Source organism: Phyllobacterium zundukense (assembly GCF_025452195.1).
Lineage (GTDB): Bacteria > Pseudomonadota > Alphaproteobacteria > Rhizobiales > Rhizobiaceae > Phyllobacterium > Phyllobacterium zundukense_A.
Map to the genome: position 1 here is coordinate 1,676,962 of NZ_CP104973.1, position 19,326 is coordinate 1,696,287.

General features: G+C 55.7%; 19 protein-coding genes and 1 other RNA gene. 12 read left to right on the forward strand and 8 right to left on the reverse strand.

Annotated elements, in window-relative coordinates:
* Positions 1-79 precede the first annotated feature (79 nt).
* The 3 genes from N8E88_RS20610 to N8E88_RS20620 all read left to right on the forward strand — a co-directional run bounded on the left by N8E88_RS20610 (position 80) and on the right by N8E88_RS20620 (position 2,086).
* Positions 80-1,144, forward strand: a complete 1,065-nt coding sequence (locus N8E88_RS20610; protein WP_262295283.1) for a glycosyltransferase family 2 protein — start codon at positions 80-82, stop codon at positions 1,142-1,144.
* 76 nt (positions 1,145-1,220) lie between these two features.
* Complete coding sequence (locus tag N8E88_RS20615; RefSeq protein ID WP_262295284.1) at positions 1,221-1,604, forward strand: DUF6152 family protein; 384 nt, start codon at positions 1,221-1,223, stop codon at positions 1,602-1,604.
* 53 nt (positions 1,605-1,657) lie between these two features.
* Positions 1,658-2,086 carry a DUF2214 domain-containing protein gene (locus N8E88_RS20620; protein ID WP_262295285.1) on the forward strand — a complete coding sequence of 143 codons (429 nt, stop codon included), beginning with the start codon at positions 1,658-1,660 and terminating at the stop codon, positions 2,084-2,086.
* Between the two features lie 52 nt (positions 2,087-2,138).
* Here N8E88_RS20620 and N8E88_RS20625 read toward each other — a convergent pair whose 3' ends face one another.
* From N8E88_RS20625 to N8E88_RS20635, 3 genes are all read right to left on the reverse strand, one after another.
* Positions 2,139-3,728 (reverse strand): S10 family peptidase, encoded by a 1,590-nt coding sequence (locus N8E88_RS20625; RefSeq protein ID WP_262295286.1) that lies wholly within the window; start codon positions 3,726-3,728, stop codon positions 2,139-2,141.
* A gap of 273 nt (positions 3,729-4,001) precedes the next feature.
* On the reverse strand, positions 4,002-4,301 hold the full coding sequence (locus tag N8E88_RS20630; RefSeq protein ID WP_262295287.1) for a hypothetical protein: 300 nt from the start codon (positions 4,299-4,301) through the stop codon (positions 4,002-4,004).
* 250 nt (positions 4,302-4,551) lie between these two features.
* Entirely contained in the window at positions 4,552-5,562 is a 1,011-nt protein-coding gene (locus N8E88_RS20635; RefSeq protein WP_262295288.1) for a DNA topoisomerase IB, read from the reverse strand.
* 116 nt (positions 5,563-5,678) lie between these two features.
* Between N8E88_RS20635 and N8E88_RS20640 the strand changes: the two genes are divergently transcribed.
* Entirely contained in the window at positions 5,679-6,485 is an 807-nt protein-coding gene (locus N8E88_RS20640; RefSeq protein ID WP_262295289.1) for a non-homologous end joining protein Ku, read from the forward strand.
* On the opposite strand, the gene ligD is transcribed toward N8E88_RS20640, so the two are convergent.
* From ligD to N8E88_RS20655, 3 genes are all read right to left on the reverse strand, one after another.
* Positions 6,482-9,037: a DNA ligase D gene (gene ligD, locus N8E88_RS20645; protein WP_262295290.1), complete on the reverse strand. Its 2,556-nt coding sequence runs from the start codon at positions 9,035-9,037 to the stop codon at positions 6,482-6,484. The two genes, N8E88_RS20640 and ligD, sit on opposite strands and share 4 nt — an antisense overlap.
* Before the next feature lie 3 nt (positions 9,038-9,040).
* A complete protein-coding gene (locus N8E88_RS20650; RefSeq protein ID WP_262295291.1) occupies positions 9,041-9,889 on the reverse strand; it encodes a non-homologous end joining protein Ku in 849 nt (282 codons plus the stop codon).
* 193 nt (positions 9,890-10,082) lie between these two features.
* Positions 10,083-10,529 carry a GNAT family N-acetyltransferase gene (locus N8E88_RS20655; RefSeq protein ID WP_262295292.1) on the reverse strand — a complete coding sequence of 149 codons (447 nt, stop codon included), beginning with the start codon at positions 10,527-10,529 and terminating at the stop codon, positions 10,083-10,085.
* A gap of 121 nt (positions 10,530-10,650) precedes the next feature.
* On the opposite strand from N8E88_RS20655, the gene ssrS reads away from it, so the two are divergent.
* The 7 genes from ssrS (at position 10,651) to N8E88_RS20690 (ending at position 15,116) form a co-directional block, all read left to right on the forward strand.
* Positions 10,651-10,807: non-coding RNA, 6S RNA (ssrS, locus tag N8E88_RS20660), on the forward strand.
* A gap of 63 nt (positions 10,808-10,870) precedes the next feature.
* A complete protein-coding gene (locus N8E88_RS20665; protein WP_262295293.1) occupies positions 10,871-11,458 on the forward strand; it encodes a 5-formyltetrahydrofolate cyclo-ligase in 588 nt (195 codons plus the stop codon).
* 65 nt (positions 11,459-11,523) lie between these two features.
* Positions 11,524-12,348 (forward strand): TIGR00282 family metallophosphoesterase, encoded by an 825-nt coding sequence (locus tag N8E88_RS20670; RefSeq protein ID WP_262295294.1) that lies wholly within the window; start codon positions 11,524-11,526, stop codon positions 12,346-12,348.
* A gap of 81 nt (positions 12,349-12,429) precedes the next feature.
* Positions 12,430-13,173 (forward strand): TerC family protein, encoded by a 744-nt coding sequence (locus N8E88_RS20675; RefSeq protein ID WP_114431082.1) that lies wholly within the window; start codon positions 12,430-12,432, stop codon positions 13,171-13,173.
* Between the two features lie 44 nt (positions 13,174-13,217).
* Positions 13,218-13,793: a biotin transporter BioY gene (locus N8E88_RS20680; RefSeq protein ID WP_262295295.1), complete on the forward strand. Its 576-nt coding sequence runs from the start codon at positions 13,218-13,220 to the stop codon at positions 13,791-13,793.
* Positions 13,790-14,215, forward strand: a complete 426-nt coding sequence (locus N8E88_RS20685) for a DUF1284 domain-containing protein (RefSeq protein WP_262295296.1) — start codon at positions 13,790-13,792, stop codon at positions 14,213-14,215. The genes N8E88_RS20680 and N8E88_RS20685 overlap by 4 nt, the downstream gene beginning before the upstream one ends.
* A 151-nt stretch (positions 14,216-14,366) precedes the next feature.
* Positions 14,367-15,116: a YebC/PmpR family DNA-binding transcriptional regulator gene (locus N8E88_RS20690; RefSeq protein ID WP_262295297.1), complete on the forward strand. Its 750-nt coding sequence runs from the start codon at positions 14,367-14,369 to the stop codon at positions 15,114-15,116.
* 54 nt (positions 15,117-15,170) lie between these two features.
* Here the strand turns inward: N8E88_RS20690 and N8E88_RS20695 are convergent, their stop codons facing one another.
* Both N8E88_RS20695 and rpmE read right to left on the reverse strand, forming a co-directional pair.
* Complete coding sequence (locus N8E88_RS20695; RefSeq protein WP_262295298.1) at positions 15,171-16,592, reverse strand: APC family permease; 1,422 nt, start codon at positions 16,590-16,592, stop codon at positions 15,171-15,173.
* Between the two features lie 141 nt (positions 16,593-16,733).
* Positions 16,734-16,955 carry a 50S ribosomal protein L31 gene (gene rpmE, locus N8E88_RS20700; protein ID WP_112523777.1) on the reverse strand — a complete coding sequence of 74 codons (222 nt, stop codon included), beginning with the start codon at positions 16,953-16,955 and terminating at the stop codon, positions 16,734-16,736.
* Between the two features lie 203 nt (positions 16,956-17,158).
* Between rpmE and N8E88_RS20705 the strand changes: the two genes are divergently transcribed.
* On the forward strand, positions 17,159-18,973 hold the full coding sequence (locus N8E88_RS20705; protein WP_262295299.1) for an ABC transporter transmembrane domain-containing protein: 1,815 nt from the start codon (positions 17,159-17,161) through the stop codon (positions 18,971-18,973).
* Positions 18,974-19,326 lie beyond the last annotated feature (353 nt).

Below are 19,326 nucleotides of genomic sequence, written 5' to 3' on the forward strand. Positions count from 1 at the left end.
GCCGCGCCCTATCAGCTTGATTCAGTGAACCCGAATTGCAGTTCGCCACAACCGAAACGAAATGCTGAGGCTAAACGCGATGTATTCCGACGTTGACCGCACCCCGGTATCGATCATTATTTCCAACTACAACTACGCACGCTTTCTAAGGCCATGTATCGATAGCGCGCTGGAGCAGGATTACGGAGATGTCGAGGTCATCATTGTCGATGATGAATCGACCGACAATTCCGTAGAAATCATCGAATCATATGGCGGAAGGGTGCGCTCGTGCCTCAGGACACAAAATGGCGGGCACGCAGCGGCATTCAACACGGGTTTCGCGGCGTCATCGGGGGAGATCGTTCTCTTTCTGGACGCTGACGATTACCTTTATCCAAATGCGGTATCAGAGGCGGTCAGCGCCTGGGAAGCGACAATCGCCCAGCTGCAATTCAGACTGCATATCGTTGATGAGCAAGAACAGATCAAGGACATCTTCCCGCCACCTGAACTACCGTTCGATTCCGGTGATGTTATCCCGAAACTCTTGCGCAAGGGCCGTTACCAAACCACGGTGACAAGCGGCCTTGCCTTTGATCGATCAACGCTGGAAATGATCATGCCGATACCTGAGCCGGACTTCAGGCAAGGAGCTGACGGATATCTGGCTACGTTGGCCCCTCTCTATGGGAAAGTGACCTCAATAGAGACGTGTCTCGGAGCATATCGAATCCATGGGAGCAATCATTCGGTCTTTTCAGAGAAATTTGGCCAACGCGCACGCTGGCGGGTAGAGCATGATTTCCGTCGCCTGGAGGCCCTGTCCGACCAAGCTGCGGAGATCGGTCTGACCGTGCAGCAGGATGCCAATCTGCATGATCCGGTTCATCTGGAAGAGCGCTTGGCATCCTTGTGCGTCGACGAAAGCCAACACCCCGTGGCCGATGATTCCAAGCTCGCTTTGGGCGTCGCGGGCGTGACCGCCAGTCTGGAGATGAACGCCTCCCTGCGCCGTCGGGCTGTCCTTGCAGCATGGTTTTTGTCCGTCGGAGTGCTGCCGCGCCAGATGGCGAAAACGGTATTGTCATGGAAGCTTGTTGCATCGTCCAGGCCAGCATTCCTGTCACGGATGTCAAAGACCATCCGGCGCGCGATGGATTAAATCTGTCTTGAACCGTGTGCTGGTGCTCGAAATGGCCTATGATAATCGATGGGACGACCTAGCAGAGGAGGCATGCATGATGAATTTGTACGGTCGGTTTCTTGGCGGTGCCATCTTTATGACGGCAATTGTCTCGGGCGCTGCAGCGCATCACGGCTGGTCTTGGGCCGAGGTCGATCAAATAGAGCTCAAGGGTGTAATCCGTGAACTCTATATCGGCCCACCGCACCCAACACTCGACGTGGAAACTGCGAATGATGGTCTTTGGCGTGTAGAACTCGGCAATCCGCGTCAGACCGAACGCTCCGGCTTTGTCCACGGTTCGGCAAAAATCGGCGATGAGGTAGTTGCACTCGGCAATCGGTCCACTGACCCAAGCGAAAAACGTTTGAAGGCAGTGCGGATCGCCGTGGGCGGGAAGACGTTTGATATCTACCCCGAGCGTATCAAGACGAACTGACCCTTGTTTTGATAGAGTTTTTGCAAGCGCTTTCCGAATGGCCCGGAGCGGTTATGCTCCGGCGGGTTCAGGTTGCCTACCTGCTTGTCAATGCGGCGCATATTCTTTCGATCGGTCTTGTCTTTGGCGCTATCATTACGCTGGACCTTAGAATACTGGGGCTATTCAGGCGGTATCCGATCGGTACGCTTGGCCCACCTCTTTCACGTATTGCCGCAGCAGGTATTGCGCTTGCCATTATCACTGGATTGATGCTCTTTTCGGTGAGGCCCATCGCATACATTCACAATCCCGCCTTCCTCATCAAGGTTGGGATAGTCGGTTTGGGTATTACCAACGCTTTTCTGCTCAATCAAAATCGCCATTGGCGGCTCGCACTTAAGAACGAAGAACCGTCCCGGAGAGTGCAGCTGTCAGCACTGCTGTCTGTGACCCTTTGGGTCAGCGCCGTAATTGCCGGTCGGTGGATCGGGTTTATCTAATCAATGTGGAACCTTATCACATTGCTATAGTCGTCTATCTGGAAGCTATCCACTATTCCCCTTGAGGTTTTTCAATCTGTCCGGAAAAGAAAGTTCTTGCATCTGCGGTCAGGTCACGCCGGGAGCTTGACCGCGTGTAGAACATATGGCCGCCACGATAAAGCTTGAGGTTGACCCGGCCAGCAGCAAGTGACGACGGCAGATGCTCAATAACATATTTGCTGATCCCGTAGGGCGTTATGGCATCGCTGTAGCCCTGCGCGACCAGTAAACGGAAAGACGGTATAACCGATAGCAGGTCGCGAATATCGCCGGTCGCGCTAACTTGGGCTCGCGTACCGCCGTTTCTGCCGCGACGACCCCATTCCCACCGCTCGTTAACGTCGTTCGCGAGCAGTCTGTAGGTCAATTCAGTGCGAAAACCGAGTTCATTACGGGCGTAGCTGGCAAACGCCGCCCCATATGAGCGCGTGAACCCATCAAGAATGGGATCGTTGCTTCGGTCAGCGTCGGACTCAGGGTAAGGGTCTGAAACGGCAAACGACGCATCATAAGGACTGACAACCTCGAATTCATCGCCCTTCGAGTGCTTAACATAGGTGTTGTCGAGAAAACCGCGCGTTCTGCCCACGACCGCTTCGGGTATGCCAGTCAATTGTGAAACCCGCGCGTAGAATTTTTTTGCCTTGTCCCCTGTCGGTTCAGGTCCCGCAAGCGTCACAAGATAATCCGTCATGGCAAATTGCTCTGCGTTCCGGATCGCGCTCGAGTCGAAGGCATTTCGGCGTTCCAACTCTGCAGCAGCAAGCGAAGGAAGCTGAAGGGCCGCTCCTAGCGGATACTCCCTCTCCCCAAATAAAAGCTGCCCCTCGATGAGTGGTGACAGCATGATTATTCCCGAAACCAGGATGCCTTGATCATCCTTGAGTGCAGAGGCGACCTTTGCAGCACGAAAACCACCGTAACTCTCGCCAAGCAAATACTTCGGAGAAGCCATGCGCTCATTGTGACTTACGTAGAGCGCAATCGTCTTGGCAATGCTCTCCGCATCTTGGCCAACGCCATAAAAATTTGAAGTAACGCCGTCGCTCGCGGCACGACTCCATCCCGTGCCGACAGGATCGATCAACACAAGGTCGGTGAACCCCAGCCAACTATCCGGATTGTCGACAAGCGTGGGTCTGGTGCCATCCTGTCCGTTCGAGCCGAAATCGAGAATGCGTGGTCCGACCAGCCCAAGGTGGAGATAGGCCGACGCGGCTCCCGGTCCGCCGTTGAAGGCAAAGGTGAGCGGACGACCCGGTTGACGATCGCGGGCGACATAGGCGGTATAAAATATCTTGGCGGTTCGCTCTCCATTCTGCCCGAAGAGGCTGAGGGTGCCCGCGGTTGCGGTATAGGCGAGGTTCTGCGTCGGGGTTTTCAGGACGTGATCGGTAACTGAATCCGCGGCCAAAAGCCCCAGAATGCCGGTCGAATTGTCGCTCTCTGTCTTTGGAGCGTTTGCGTTATCTCCAGCACCTGACGGCTGTCGAGATTGCGCGACTTTCCCACCATGGTCATCTGCACCAGCGTCTTGCCGCGCATTGTCTTGCGGAAACGCTGGCGAGGTTAGTAGTGCAAAGGCGATGGCTAGACGCAAAATGATGTGATGGAACAGCTCTTCCCTCCTTCGATGCGGTGGCGTCCGCCAAGAGTGTATTCATTCGCACGGGAGAGGGAACTCAACACAAATTGATCTGCATCCAGACGACGACGATCTGCCGGCACATGGCCTTGCGATGTCCGTAAGATTGTAGGCCGCGTGGCAAAGCCAGGCACCATTCACGCCGGATAGGATAAAAGCCGCGGGACTGGCCTGAAATTGATCTAAAGGACGAAGCCGTATTGTGGCTCCACCTCTCGCTCTGTCGCACTAGTGTTCGGTCATGGAATGATGTGTCAGGGTCGCCGCGTTTTTGAACGGAAACGGTTTTTGAAAATGCCCGCGTCCCGCCATAAAATTGAGCTCACGATTTGCTGCCATTGCCGCCAGCTCGTCCTCATCACGTACGCCACTCTCATAGATTGCCATGACGACGCGAGCCAGTTCGTTACAGCGTTCATGGGTCCTGGGACACCGATCCAATAGCTGCGATGCCCTGTTGTGAGCCCTCTGCATGATTTCCCAGTCCGTAGTAGCGAATATTCGTTGGTCTCTATCTGTGAATGCCATGACACGCTCCCATCTGTTTAGCGAGAACACATCTCAATTTGCGGACCGCCATTCCGCGAGGTCATCATTGCGGCGATATGGAAAAAGCTAAGCGCATTTTCGGGGCGGCCGCAAATCGAATTGGATTCGTTTGTCGAATTCACCACTTACCGCACTGCAAAATGCCACTCCTGATGGGCAAACTTAGCAAGAGAGATACGCGGCAATTACACCAAATTGAAGATGGCCTTTGAATGGACTTCCGGCACGGTCATTCTGTTGTTTGTTCGAGGAGCCTCATCAATCCGGTTTCAGGGCCGGTAAGGCCTGCCCGATGGGGCGGGCGCAGAAGCGAACTATCGAGTCGGCCGGCGTTGAAGTACTCCGTCACAAGAGGATGAACATAACTTGACCGTGTTACTGCGGGTGTATTGCGCAAAAATTCGCTGACATTGCGCATGGCTGCTGCGAGAGCCCGCTTCCGGGCGGAATCGGAGTTGGCATCCATCCGCGCCAGGAATTCGAGAGCACGGGCCGAACCATGAAAAGTTCTGAAATCCTTGGCACTGACTTTTGAACCGGAGATTTCTTGTAGATATTGGTTCAGTTCTCCCGCGTGCAAGCTCCGCCAGCGCTGCTTGTCCTTGTATTGGAACAGTCTTCCACGCCTTGTCAGTGTTTTCAGGCGTCGGACAGCGGCGCGATCGCTAATCGCTATTTCGTTCTTCTTCTTGGATTTACCAGCAAAGACAAAGTTGGCGAGATTGCCGTTGATCTTGAGATCACTATTTTTGAGTGAGGCAATGCCACGACCGCCATCCTTGGCATACTTTTCATGTCCCGCCCGGAAAGCCTTTTGGTCGATCAGCTTGAGGGCAAGCGCGGCAAGCGGACGGCTCGATGTCGGCGGGCGCCGCATATCGCGGATAATGCGTTTGCGGATCCGCGGAAGTGCCTTGCCGAATGCAAGCAAGCGATGAGTTTTGATGCTGTTGCGCACCTCCTCCCACTTCGGGTGGTAGATGTATTGCCTGCGCCCAAGCGCGTCCAGGCCCACAGCCTGAATATGGCCGTCGCAATCATCACAGCAATAAACGTCGGTCCAGGCCGGCGGTATGACAAGTGCTGCCATGCGTTTGATGTGTGTTTGCGCGACGGGCCGTCCGTTAGTACGGATGTAATTGAATGTATCCTTCGATGCGACGCGTTTTAAGGTAAATGTTTCAGGATCAACCAGTTTCAATCCAAATTTCTCTGCATAATATGCGTAGTCCGCCTGCATTTCTTCACCTTGTTGTTGCGGTTCAAGAACGCCTGTCGTGACGGACTGTTCCCTGAAGCGGAAAAAAGGGGCAAGATAGAATCAACGACGCCATCTACGTATTGGAAGGAGAGCTCATGGCTCCGCGTTCATTCTGGAAAGGCTATTTGAAGCTTTCGCTCGTCACCTGCCCGGTGGCGATGGTCCCTGCAACTACGGACAATGAAAAAGTCAAGTTCCATACGCTTAACCGGAAAACGGGAAATCGCGTTGTCAGCCAATATATCGATTCCGTAAGTGGCAAGCCGGTGGACGAGGACGAAGAAGTCAAAGGCTATCAGCGTAGCGAAGACGAATATGTCATGCTCGAGGATGACGAGATTGAGGCGGTGGGGCTTGAAAGCACGCGAACGATCGATATCGAGATGTTTGTGCCGCGCGATAGCATTGATTGGATCTGGTATGACAAGCCGCACTATCTGACACCGGACGATCCCGTGGGCGAAGAAGCTTTTTCGGTCATCCGCGATGCGATGGAGGCAACCGGTCAGGTCGGGATTTCGCGGCTGGTTATGTACAGGCGGGAGCGTGCTGTGATGCTGGAGCCGCGAGGTCGCGGCATTGTCTTGTGGACATTGCGCTACGGCGATGAAGTGCGTGATCGCGATGCTTACTTCGGGGATATAAAGAATGACAAGGTCGACAGCAATCTCATGCCGTTGGTAAAGACGCTTATCGATGAGCGGATGAAGCCATGGGATCCCAAAATGGTTGATGATCCGGTTCAGGATCGCTTGCTGGAAATTATCGCGGCAAAAAAGAAGGGCAAGAAGCGTCCGGCAAAGGCAAAAGAGAGCACCTCGGAGCCTCCGAGTAATGTCGTCAATATCATGGACGCTTTGAAGAAGAGTATCGCCAGCGAAAGCAAATCAAAAAAACGCTAACCGCGCTTTTTTGTTTTCGGCTTTTCAATGGGAGCGGCGGCTGCACGAAAATCGGCCCAAGGATCGCGTTTTATGGCAGCAAGGCGAGTCGCCGTGTTCAAGACCGTGAAATAAGCCGGGCCAATGCCGGGAGTAAGCTCATCCCATTCGAGTGGCATCGAAACGGCAGCGCCTGGACGCGCCCGCGTTGAGTAGGGTGCAACTGCTGTCATACCGCGCTGGTTGCGCAGATAATCGATGAGAATCTTGCCCGTGCGTTTCGACTTGGTGATGGTCGAGACATATGAGTCAGGACTGTCGGACGCCATGGAATCAGCAAGTGCTTTGGTGAAAGCCTTGACTTCCGGCCAGGTAGCTTTGGGTTTAACTGGGGCCACAACGTGGAGACCCTTGCCCCCGGACGTCTTGATGAAGGCGGCTAGACCTGCCTGTTCAAGTCGCTCCCGGGTTTCAAGTGCGCCTGCTATGACCTGTTCCCAAGGGACATTTTCACCTGGATCAAGATCCATGATGATCATGTCCGGGCGTTCCCAATCTGTGGTCGTCGAACCCCAAGGGTGAATTTCGAGCACCGCCGACTGCACCAGACCGATAAGCCCGTCCAAGTCGTTGATGCTGATCAATGGCTCGTCGTCTTCGTCTTTTGGATCGGTGACCAAGGCGATATTGGAATTGAGGCCCTTCCAGGCGTGTTTCTGAAAAAAGGTTTGGCCGGTAATGCCTTCCGGACCCCGGAGCAACGCCAAGGGGCGCGCAACGACGAAGGGAGCTATATACTTCCAGACCTCGGTATAATAGTCCGCCAGGCCTTGCTTGGTGACGCCTTCTTCGGGCCAATAGATGCGGTCGGGATGGGTAAGTTTCACTGTGGGCCTCTCCGGTTGTGGCGATGCCTTTGACCTTGGCGTCTCGCGCACGACTTCGTTTGGATGCTTGTCCTCGCGCAGGCCGCGGAACGCTGCATGACGCAGATTGTTGTCAGCTGTCCAAGCGCGGAATTCCACCTCAGCGACAAGTTGCGGTTTCACATAGCGCACCTGCCGTGCCGCATCGGCGCTCAGCCGTTCGGCAAAGGGACTTTCCGGCGCGCGAATGCGTTCGAGCCTGCGAAACAAATCTTCCGCCACCGACGCGCTGTACCCAGTTCCGACGCGTCCGACGTGCTCAAGTTGCTTGCCGTTGTAAACGCCCATGACTAGCGAGCCGATCGCCCTGCGCGATGTAGTGGATGGTACGTAGCCCCCGATGACAAATTCCTGCCGTTGTGAGCATTTGGCCTTGATCCAATCCTTGACGCGGCCGGAGCGGTATGGCGCGTCGCGAAGCTTCGACACGATACCTTCGAGGCTGAGTCGGCAGGCGTGATCGAGAATAAGAGGCCCATTTTCTTCGAAATGTCCACTATAGCGGATCAATCCGGGCGCATCGGCCGTCAGTTTTTCAAGCATGGCCTTGCGCTCGACCAAGGGTAAATTTTGCAGATCAAAGCCGTCAAGATAGAGGAGGTCGAAAACGTAGAAAACGAAACGATCCGTCCGGTTGTCGCTGAGATCGGCTTGCAGGGCGGAAAAGCTGGAGGCGCCTCCAGCTGTTTCGACCACCAGCTCGCCATCGATCAGCGCCGTGCCAATTGGCAGGCTTTGAAATGCGCCAACGATTTCTTTGCCGAACTTCTTCGTCCAGTCGAGGCCGTTGCGAGTGAACAGCTTGACCCTGCCGGCCTCGATCCGTACCTGCAGTCGATAGCCGTCAAACTTTATCTCGTGAATCCAGCGTTCGCCTGAAGGCGGCTTTGGCGCAAGTGTCGCCAGCGTTGGCTCGACAAAAGAGGGAAGGGGTGCCTTCCTGGCTCCGTCGAGTTTTGAGGGATCAGGGATATTCGCCAGGGTGTCAGGGGACTGGGTTTTGATAGCCTTGGCGGCGGCTTTGCCATTGGCGGCCTTTTTTTTATCGATCTTGCCGGTCTTGGAAGACCAGCCGGGCTCTTCACCAGCGACATCGGCGATTTCACGCCCGGTCTTCACGGATTCAGGGCGCTCCTCAAGAATATCAGGATCGTTTTCGGTACGCGCGGAATCGTCTTCTGCCTTTATGAGCAACCAATTTTCGCGCTTTTCGCGCGGTTTGCCGTGCATGCGAACCAGATGCCAACGCCCTGAAAGCTTTTCACCGTGAAGTTCGAATTCCAGATGGCCCTTGGCATAACCGTACTTCTGGTCAAAGACCGGGGTCCAGGTGCCACGGTCCCAGACGATGACGGTACCACCACCATATTCGCCCTTGGGTATCGTGCCCTCGAAGCCGCCATACTCCAAAGGATGGTCTTCCACGTGGACCGCGAGCCGCTTCTCACTCGGTACCAGGCTTGGGCCGCGCGTAACCGCCCAACTCTTCAAAACGCCATCCATTTCAAGTCGTAGATCGTAATGAAGTCGCGTCGCATCGTGTTTCTGGATGACGAAACTATTACCGGCCTTACGCGACTTGCGCCCCTTTGGCTCTGACGTTGTCTTGAAATCGCGTTTTTTCCGGTATGTTTCAAGCGCAACCATAAATCAGCTCGCCTTCCTCCGTGCGGGTTCCGCCTTGGGTTTGCGGGCTTGCGTCTTTTTGGGTTTCGCCTCTTTCTTGCCTGCACCAGCGCTTTGCCGCAGCGCCTCCATAAGGTCCACGACCTTCTCGGACTTGGCGGGCTTCTTGGTGGGGATCGGCTTGCCTTCGAGTTTCGCCCGGACCAGTTCGGCAAGAGCGGTCTCGTATCGATCCTTGTACTCGGAAGGGTCGAAGCTGCCGCGTTTCGTTCCGATAATATGCTTGGCTAGGTCCAGCATCTCGCCCGTGATCTTCATCTCAGGGATATCGCTAAACGCATCCTTGGCTGAGCGGATCTCGTAATCGAAGTGCAACGTGTTGGCCACCAGTCCACCGCCCGCTGCGCGGATTAAGAGCGTGCGAGCGCGGCGGAAAAGCACCGTTTGGGCAAGCGCCGCCACCTTCTTGTCTTTCATGCCCTCACAGATGAGAGCAAAGGCTTCCTGGCCGTGCTTGTCACTGGGTGCGAGATAATATGGTTTGTCGAAATATATGTCGTCCACATCGTCCGTGGCGACGAATGCTTCGACTGATAGCGTCTTGTCGCTCTCGGGAACCGCAGCAGCAACCTCTTCGGGCTCGAGTACGATGTAATCGTTGTCGCCAACCTCGTAGCCCTTGACCTGATCTTCCTTTTCCACAGGCTTGCCGCTGTCGGAATCAATGAACTGCCGCTGAACCCTATTGCCGGTTGCACGATTCAACGTGTGAAAGGCGATGCGGTCAGAGGTCGAGGCAGCCGTATACAGCGCCACAGGGCACGAAAGCTCTGCAACCTTCAGAAAGCCTTTCCAATTTGCTCTTGGCGCCAACGCTCAACTCCCATGGCTCGTATTGCGAAATGCACTTGAGGTGGATTAGTTCCGAAACCCTTGTTGGTCCTACGTCTGACGGCTTGATTAATGGACGAGACGGTAACAATCTTGGCAGAAGAATACAACTTGAACGGGAAATAGCAGGGTTGGCAGACAACGGCGGGCCGCATGATTGGAGCGCGCCGAAGGCTCAAACAATTTTCACATACTTGATGAAAGGTGTTACTTTCGCGACCCTGTCGTAGAGTTGGCGTGCCGTCTTGTTGTCCTGGTTGGTCGTCCAATAGACCGAGTGGGCGCCAGCCTTGGTGGCCTCGGCATGGACGGCTTCGATCAATGCGCGGCCAACGCCCTTGCCGCGCACCTCCGGGTCGGCATAGAGATCCTGAAGATAGCAGACATCCTCGATGCTCCAGTTGTGCCGATGAAACAGGTAGTGCGTTAGCCCGACAGATTTGCCTTCAAACTCGGCGATGAAGCCGCGGTATTCGTGACTGGCACCGGAAGTCAGCCTCGCGAATGTCGTTTGGTAGACCTCTTCAGGCACTGTGGTCTCGTAAAAGGTGAGATAGGCAGTCCAAAGCCGGCGCCACTGGGCCTCGTCGGATTTTTGCAAAGGGCGGATTTGAACGCTCATCTATATTTGTCTCCTGATCTGCCGGGCGCGAGATTAGGGTTGCGATCCAATGAGCGCAAGAGGTTGAAATTAGCCGACAACCCTACTGGTGCAATCCAACCAACCGTCCTATATTTGGGTTGGCGTTCTGCGCTTCTCGACAGGAGAGACATATTCCCCGGGGCCTTAATGATCCCTTAGGGAGCTGTCCCTGAGGAGGCCCGTGGGCTTCTTCACACGGCACCCACCTACTTTGTAGGTTCCCGGGATCGACTTCTCCATCGGTTGTGTGGACGCCGCTTTTAATTTTGTGCTCATCCCGAGCTGGAGTCCAGCTTCCAGCCCCTCATGAAGTCACCCGCTTGAAGTACCCTCCCACCATCAAGGACCTGAAGAAGAATTTGAGGCTCGAAGCTCTGGGCCGGCGCGACGCGCTTTCCACGGAGTATCGGATCGAAGCATCGATGCGCATCGCTGACGCCGGCGTCGCTTCCCTTGTTGTAGATCCGGGGACCAATGTCTCGGGTTTCTGGCCGATCAGGTCGGAAGTGGATTTACGCCCTCTGCTTTTTCATCTGCGCGAAAAAGGTGCGCGGCTACTGCTTCCGGTCATCATCGACAAGCAGACGATTATTTTTCGCGAACTTGTGCGCGGTGCGCCGATGGTTGCCACGGGTTTCGGCACGGCGGGACCGCCCGAGGATGCGCTTGTTCTTGATCCTTCATTCATGCTGGTCCCTCTTGCCGCGTTCGATGAGCGCGGTCACCGTATCGGCTACGGCGCGGGCTACTACGACCGGGCGATCGCGCGACTGCAGGAGATTGGCGTCAATCCCCGGTTGATCGGCGTGGCTTTTGACTGTCAACAAGTAGAAATCGTGCCTGATGAACCGCATGACGTGCCGCTGGAGGCCATCCTGACGGAAAGCGGGTTGCGTAGCTTTGGCTAGACCGATAAAGCCAATCAACAATTATGAGCCCCGAAGGAACGGGCGCTCTCACTCAGGATGTGCGCGTGAGATTACTTTTTCTTGGTGATATGGTTGGCCGCTCTGGCCGTACAGCCGTTTATGAACAATTGCCGGGCCTTATCTCCGATCTGAAACTCGACTTTACCATCGTTAACGGTGAAAATGCGGCCGGTGGCTTTGGCATCACCGAAGAGATTTTCCACGACACGATCAATGCTGGTGCTGATGTCGTCACCACCGGCAATCACGTTTGGGATCAGCGCGAGGCGCTGGTCTTCGCCGCGCGCGAGCAGCGCTTCCTGCGGCCTGCCAATTTCCCGCTGGGGACAGCTGGAAAAGGTTCGGGCATATTTCTTGCCAAGAATGGCGCACGGGTTCTCGTCTCCAACATCATGGGCCGCGTTTTTATGCATCCGGATTTGCATGACCCCTTCACGATAGCCGAGGAAATTCTGGCGGCATGCCCGCTCGGTGAACAGGCGGATGCGGTGGTCTTTGATTTTCACGCGGAAGCGACGAGCGAGAAACAGTGTTTCGGTCATTTTGTCGATGGTCGCGCCAGTTTCGTGGTGGGCACTCATACACATGTGCCCACGGCAGACGCGCAGATATTAAATGGCGGAACTGCCTATATGTCCGATGCGGGTATGTGCGGCGACTATGATTCCTCGCTCGGAATGGACAAGGAAGAACCGCTCAATCGGTTCCTTTCCAAGGTGCCGAAGGGCCGGTTTGAGGCCGCCACCGGCAAGGCGACGATTTGCGGCGTCGGGGTCGAGATTTCCGACAGTACTGGCCTCGCCGAAAAGATCGCTCCACTGCGTCTTGGCCCGCGACTTGAAGAAACCATTCCATCATTCTGGAAATGAGTTGACCGAAGGAGGGCGCTCACCTAAGTCGAAGCACGCACCTCTACACCATCCGGGCCACTAACCTCAGGAACGACCCCCATGGAAGCGCTACTCTCCTATTTCGATTTCATCTACACGCCGTCAGGCCTTATCGCCCTCGTTACGCTTGTCGTGATGGAAGTGGTGCTCGGCATCGACAATCTCATTTTTATTTCGATACTCACCAACAAGCTGCCGAAGGAACAGCAAGCGCGTGCCCGCCGTCTTGGTATCAGCGCAGCGCTGATCCTGCGGCTCGTTTTGCTATTTACAATCTCGATCATCGTGCAGCTGACGGAACCGATCTTCGAGGCCTTCGGTCATGGATTTTCATGGCGCGACCTTATCCTGATCGCCGGTGGCCTGTTCCTGGTGTGGAAGGCCACGAAGGAAATCCATCACACGGTCGATCACGAGGATGCCAAGGAAGATGTCATCGGCAAGACGGTCACGCTTACGATGGGTGCAGCAATCGCGCAGATCCTCGTGCTCGATCTTGTGTTTTCTGTAGATTCCATCATCACCGCTGTCGGCATGACCGACGAAATCGCCATCATGGTTATTGCCGTGCTTGCTGCCGTGACCGTCATGTTGCTTGCAGCCGAGCCTTTGTCGAAGTTCATCGCCAACAACCCTACTATAGTCATGCTTGCGCTCGGCTTCCTTTTGATGATTGGTATGACGCTGATCGCCGACGGGTTTGGCTATCATGTTCCCAAAGGCTACATCTATGCGGCGATGGGCTTTTCTGCCCTTGTCGAGGCGCTCAACATGCTGGCGCGCCGCAGGAAAAAGCAGCACTGATTATGATACAAGTACATTAACGCCTATTGGAGGATTTGCACTCAATGACCCAGACCACTTTTGCCGAGGCTTTCGTTCCGCTCAAACTTGCCAACCGCTCGCTCGCATACAAGGCGCTGGCAGTGGTGATCGGCACTGCGTTTCTTGCGGTCAGTTCGTGGATTTCGGTTCCGATGGTTCCAGTGCCAGTCACCATGCAGACCTTCGCGGTCACCATGGTAGGCGCTCTCTATGGCTGGCGGCTTGGTGGCGTCACCGTCGTTGCATGGCTTCTCCATTCTTTCGTCGGATTGCCTGTCTTGGCCGACGGCATGCCGGGCCAGATTGCCTTTGCAGGTCCAACGGCTGGATATCTGTTTTCCTTTCCCGTTGTTGCGGTATTCATTGGTCTTCTCGCGGAACGTGGGCTGACGCGTAATCCATTCACGGCTTTCGGTGTCATGCTTCTGGGCAACGCTCTATGCCTTGTGCTCGGTGGGGCGTGGCTGGCAAACATGATCGGCCTCGAAAAGGCATGGATTTTCGGTGTCGCGCCGTTCATCATCGGTGGCGTCCTCAAATCGGCGCTGGCGGCCGCAACGATCGAAATGTTTCGCCGCTCAGGTATCCGCCTCTCTTGACGGTCAGGCTTCGCGCGCACCACCTGCTCTGCATGCTGACCTATGTCGGTAAAGGCTATAGTCCTGCCTTTACCGATAACTATGACAAGGTCATTGCGAGGTTGGTGGCCGGCGAGGATATCCTGATCAAGGCGGGGCCGGACGATATTTGCGAGCCCCTTCTCGCAACGCCCGAACCGCATTGCTTGCGCGACAGCGTTATCGAACGCGATACCAAGGCGATGCATGACGTCTCCAATCTGCTCGGCAGACCGCTTCAGATCGGCGACGCTGTAAATCTTGACGCCATGATGGTTGGAAAATTTCGCGATGCCTTTGCGAAGGGCCAAACCCGGCGTGCTTGTATCGGTTGTGAGTGGTTTGAACTTTGCTCCGCGATATCGAAATCCGGCTTTCAAGACACCAGACTGAAGTTTGGTTGAACGGCAAAGCGACGGGTGCTGGACGAAGCGCCGCTTTTTACCTATAAGGGCGCCATTCCAGAAGCATGTTTCCGCTCGGTGCAGCCCGCAACGTCATTGCAGGGCCCTGAAGTGAAACATCAACAACCGAGATAAAGCACGCAGGGGTGCCATGGCAGGCCATTCACAATTCAAGAACATCATGCACCGCAAAGGGCGCCAGGACGCCGTTCGGTCGAAAATCTTCTCCAAGCTTGGGCGCGAAATCACTGTCGCTGCCAAGCAGGGGCTGCCCGACCCGTTGATGAACCCGCGTTTGCGTCTGGCCGTGCAGAACGCCAGGGCGCAGTCGATGCCAAAGGACAATATCGAGCGCGCCATCAAGAAGGCGTCCGGTGGCGATGCCGATAATTACGAGGAAGTTCGCTATGAGGGCTATGGCCCGGGCGGCGTTGCTGTCATCGTCGAGGCATTGACGGACAATCGAAACCGCACGGCCTCCAATGTGCGGGCCGCCTTCACCAAGGCTGGTGGCGCCTTGGGTGAAACCGGCTCCGTCGGCTTCATGTTCAATCGCGTTGGTGAAATCACCTACAAGCCCGAGGCAGGTAGCGCCGACAAGATCATGGAAGCTGCGATCGAGGCTGGAGCCGACGATGTAGCGAGCGACGAAGAGGGCCACGTGATCCTGTGCGCTTTCGAAGACATCGGCGACGTTTCGAAGGCGTTGGAAGCCGCGCTTGGTGAAGCGGAATCAATCAAGGCGATCTGGAAGCCTGCGACGACTGCTCCGGTTGATGAAGAAAAGGCGCAGTCGGTTCTTCGATTGATTTCGACGTTGGACGATGATGACGATGTGCAGAACGTTTATGCGAACTTTGAAGTGAGCGACGAAGTCCTGGCCAAGCTCAGCGCCGCCTGATCCTATTGAAAATAATGACCCGCCAGGAATGTTCTGGCGGGCTTTTGTTTGAGCTTAGTTGACCGGGCCGTCCCCGCCAAGAGCTTCCATATCCGCGTCAGTCGGTCTTACGCCGGTGGCGCGATTGACCAGAATGGTAACAACCCATAGCACCACGCCGATCCCGATGAGGATCCCGGCGATCTTGTATTGCACTGGATCGCGGCCGGTCCAGGGGCCTGCGAAGAAGGCGCAGCAGATTGCGCCGACGATCGGCAGAAATGTCGGAGTGCGGAAGTGGTCGTGATCCACGCTTTCTTTGCGCAAGACCAGAACTGCGATGTTCACGATCGTGAAAACGAACAGCAGCAACAATGCCGTCGTGCCACCAAGAGCGGGAACCTCCCCCACAAACAGAATCAGGGCAAATGCCAGCAATGTCGTGAAGGCGATCGCCAGATATGGCGTGCGGCGGGTGGCGTGTACTTTGCCGAAAATTGGCGGCAACACATGTTCGCGGCTCATGCCGTAGACGAGGCGGCTCGCCATCAACATGTTGATCAAGGCACTGTTAGCGACGGCGAACATGGTGATGAAGCCGAATATCCATAGCGGGAAATTCGGCGCCCCGGCCTGAACGACCTTGAGCAGCGGGGTTTCACCTTCGCCGAGATCAGCAGGTGTGACGAGGGTGATGGCGGAAATGGAGACGAGCACATAGATAGCGCCGGTAATAAAGAGACCCACCAGCAGCACTTTTGGAAAAATTCCCGACGGGTTCTTGCATTCCTCGGCCATGTTGACCGAGTCCTCGAAGCCGACCATGGCGAAAAAGGCGAGGGTGGTTGCGGCCATAACCGACCAGAAGACGCTGGTATCCGGAGACGTGGCAAATTGCGTGATGCGAGAGACGTCGCCTTGTCCGGCAGCAATGGCCCACAAGCCGATGAAAATGATGATCAGAAGGCCTGTCAGCTCCACCATGGTCAGAACCACGTTGGCCTTGACGCTTTCACCGACGCCACGGAAATTCACGGCCGCAACGATCGCCATGAAGGCGAGGGCGACGAGCGAAATGCCGATTCCCGTTTGAAGATTGAGCTGAAACGCTCCCGAAAGGTTGGCGGCGAATGCACGCGATGCGGTCGATGCGGAGGTGATGCCTGAACACATGACGGTGAAGGCGACGATAAATGTAATGAAGTGGATGCCGAAGGCCTTGTGCGTATAGAGCGCGGCGCCGGCTGCCTTCGGATATTTCGTCACCAGCTCGAGATAGCTGAAGGCTGTGACGACGGCGACGACGAACGCCACGAGGAATGGGAGCCAGACGACACCACCAACCTGTTTTGCCACCTGGCCAGTGAGCGCATAAATGCCGGTACCTAAAATATCGCCGACGATGAAGAGGAGCAGGAGCCAAGGGCCCATGACCCGGTGAAGACTTGGTTCGATCGTCGCTCCTGCGGCGCTGCTACCTGAAGTCACGTCGGTCATCGAGTTCTCCCCCCTTGTAAATGCAGATACGCGTTTGAAAAAGCTATTGGCGAAACAGTAGCTTGTCAAACGAGAGGGAGCGAACAATGAAAACGGCCCCGAAAGTTCGGGGCCGTTTTAAAATCCGGTGCGCCGGAAAACTTATATGCCGAGATTGGCGAAACGGCTCTTGAACTTCGATACGCGGCCGCCACGGTCTGTCAGCTGCTGCGAACCACCGGTCCATGCCGGGTGCGTGGAGGGGTCGATATCGAGGTTCATCGTATCGCCTTCCTTGCCCCAAGTGGAGCGGGTCAGGTACTCTGTACCATCGGTCATGACGACCTTGATGGTGTGGTAATCTGGATGAATCTTGGCTTGCATCTTTATCGTCCTAAACTAGAGGGCACAAAACCAGCGCCACTGCCTAAGTGGGTTTCCGGTCGGAGCCGATTGGTAGAGATGAAGCCAAACGTCACAGGGGCGTGGGCTTCCAAAACTGTTGGCGAGCCTATACATCAGCCTTTAAGCAATAACAAGGCCGTCTGGCCGCAAAGTCGCAAAGCGATGTGAGGAAGACCTGAGACATGGCCGATAGGGATCCATCTCGCCTTCAAGAGACGGAAAGAAAGCGTCGCTCCTTGAAACCGCTGCGGCGAATCTACCCTTATATGTCACGCTATCGGGGTATGATAGCTGGCGCGCTCGTCTCCCTGGTGCTGGCGGCGGTAACGACCCTGACGCTTCCGCTGGCTGTCCGACGCATGATCGATCACGGCTTTTCCGGCGCGAATGGTGCTTTTATCAATAATTATTTTGGCATGCTGGTCGTGCTTGCCGCGCTTTTGGCACTCGCTTCGGGCGGGCGATACTATTTCGTCATAACACTTGGTGAGCGTATCGTTTCGGATTTGCGCCGGGATGTATTCGATCATCTGACACGGCTTTCTCCGGCTTTCTTTGATGGTACGCAGTCGGGAGAAATTGTCTCGCGCCTTACAGCCGACACGACGCAGATCAAATCAGCCGTCGGTGCGACGGCGTCGGTGGCGCTTCGCAATCTCATCCTTGCGTTGGGAGCAATCGTGATGATGGTGATTACGAGCGCCAAGCTCTCGGGACTTGTTATCGCGGCAATTCCGCTGATCATTATTCCGTTGGTCGCTTTCGGGCGATCCGTGCGCCGCCGCTCTCGTGCCGCCCAGGATACGCTGGCCAATGCCACGGCCTATGCCAGCGAATCCATTGTCTCGGTGCGCACGCTGCAGGCATTCACCAACGAGAAACTGGCAACCACTCGCTTTGGCGCCTCTGTTGAAGATGCGTTTTCGGCGGCGCGTTCATCGGTCAAGGCCAGGGCGATCTTGACTGCCTTTGCCATCTTCATGATCTTCTCCAGTGTCGTCGCCGTGCTTTGGTTTGGCTCGCGTGATGTACTTTCCGGCGCAATGACGCCTGGAACGCTCGGCCAGTTTCTGCTCTACGCAGTTTTTGCCGCGGGGGCGTTGGGAGCGCTTTCCGAGGTTTGGGGCGAGCTGTCACAGGCATCGGGTGCAGCCGAACGACTGATGGAAATCCTGGCAGAGAAACCGGCAATAGAAGCGCCAGCCAATCCTGTTCCTTTGCCGCAGCCCGCCACAGGTTCGGTGAACTTTGACGATGTGCACTTCAACTATCCGTCGCGTCCGGATGCTCCGGCCTTGAAAGGTCTCGACTTCAGCATCCAGCCGGGCGAGACGGTCGCTATCGTAGGCCCGTCCGGCGCTGGCAAGAGTACCGTGTTTTCGCTTTTGCTCCGCTACTACGATCCGGTTTCGGGCAATATCCGCGTCGATGGGCTCGATCTGCGCGACGTCGATCCTTCCGACCTCCGTTCACGCATCGCGATCGTTCCACAGGATACAACAATTTTTGCCGCGACCGCCCGCGAGAACATTGGCTTTGGTCGACCTGGTGCCACAAACACAGAGATCGAGGCCGCTGCCAAGGCGGCATTAGCGCACGACTTCATCAAAGCGTTCGACGACGGTTACGACACACAGGTCGGCGAGCGCGGCATCACACTGTCTGGCGGCCAACGCCAGCGCATGGCCATCGCGCGCGCCATCCTGCGCGACGCGCCTATCCTCCTGCTCGACGAAGCAACGTCCGCACTCGATGCTGAAAGCGAAATGCTGGTGCAGAGGGCTCTCGACCATTTGATGCAAGGCCGCACAACACTGGTCATCGCACATCGGCTCGCGACCGTGCTGAAGGCCGACCGCATTCTTGTCATGGAGAATGGACGCATCGTCGAGGAAGGAACGCATCAGACTTTGGTCAAGAAGAATGGTATCTATGCTAGCCTTGCCAAGCTGCAATTCGAAGCGGGCGCCGACGCCTTCAGGGGCGCTGCAGAATAACGATGTGATGCCGTTTCGTGGATAAAAGATAATTCAGAACGATTGACGGCTACTGTACGTGCTCGGATTTTGGCAATGCTGCTGTGCGTGGTTCGACAAGCTCACCATGAGGGAGGTGGGTTGATTGCATGGAGCCAAGAACGGCAACGTTGATGCCTATCGCGACGTGGCCGGTTATCGTGCAGCCCACCCAATTCCCTCATGGTGAGCTTGTCGAACCACGCACAGCAGCATTGCCATCCGGCAAATCAGCACCCTCAGACAAAAATAATCATGGCTGTTTATCCACGCGCCTGAAACCTGAGCTATCCTATGCCCGTCCTTTCCATGGGGAGCTGCTTCCGGAGCCGTTC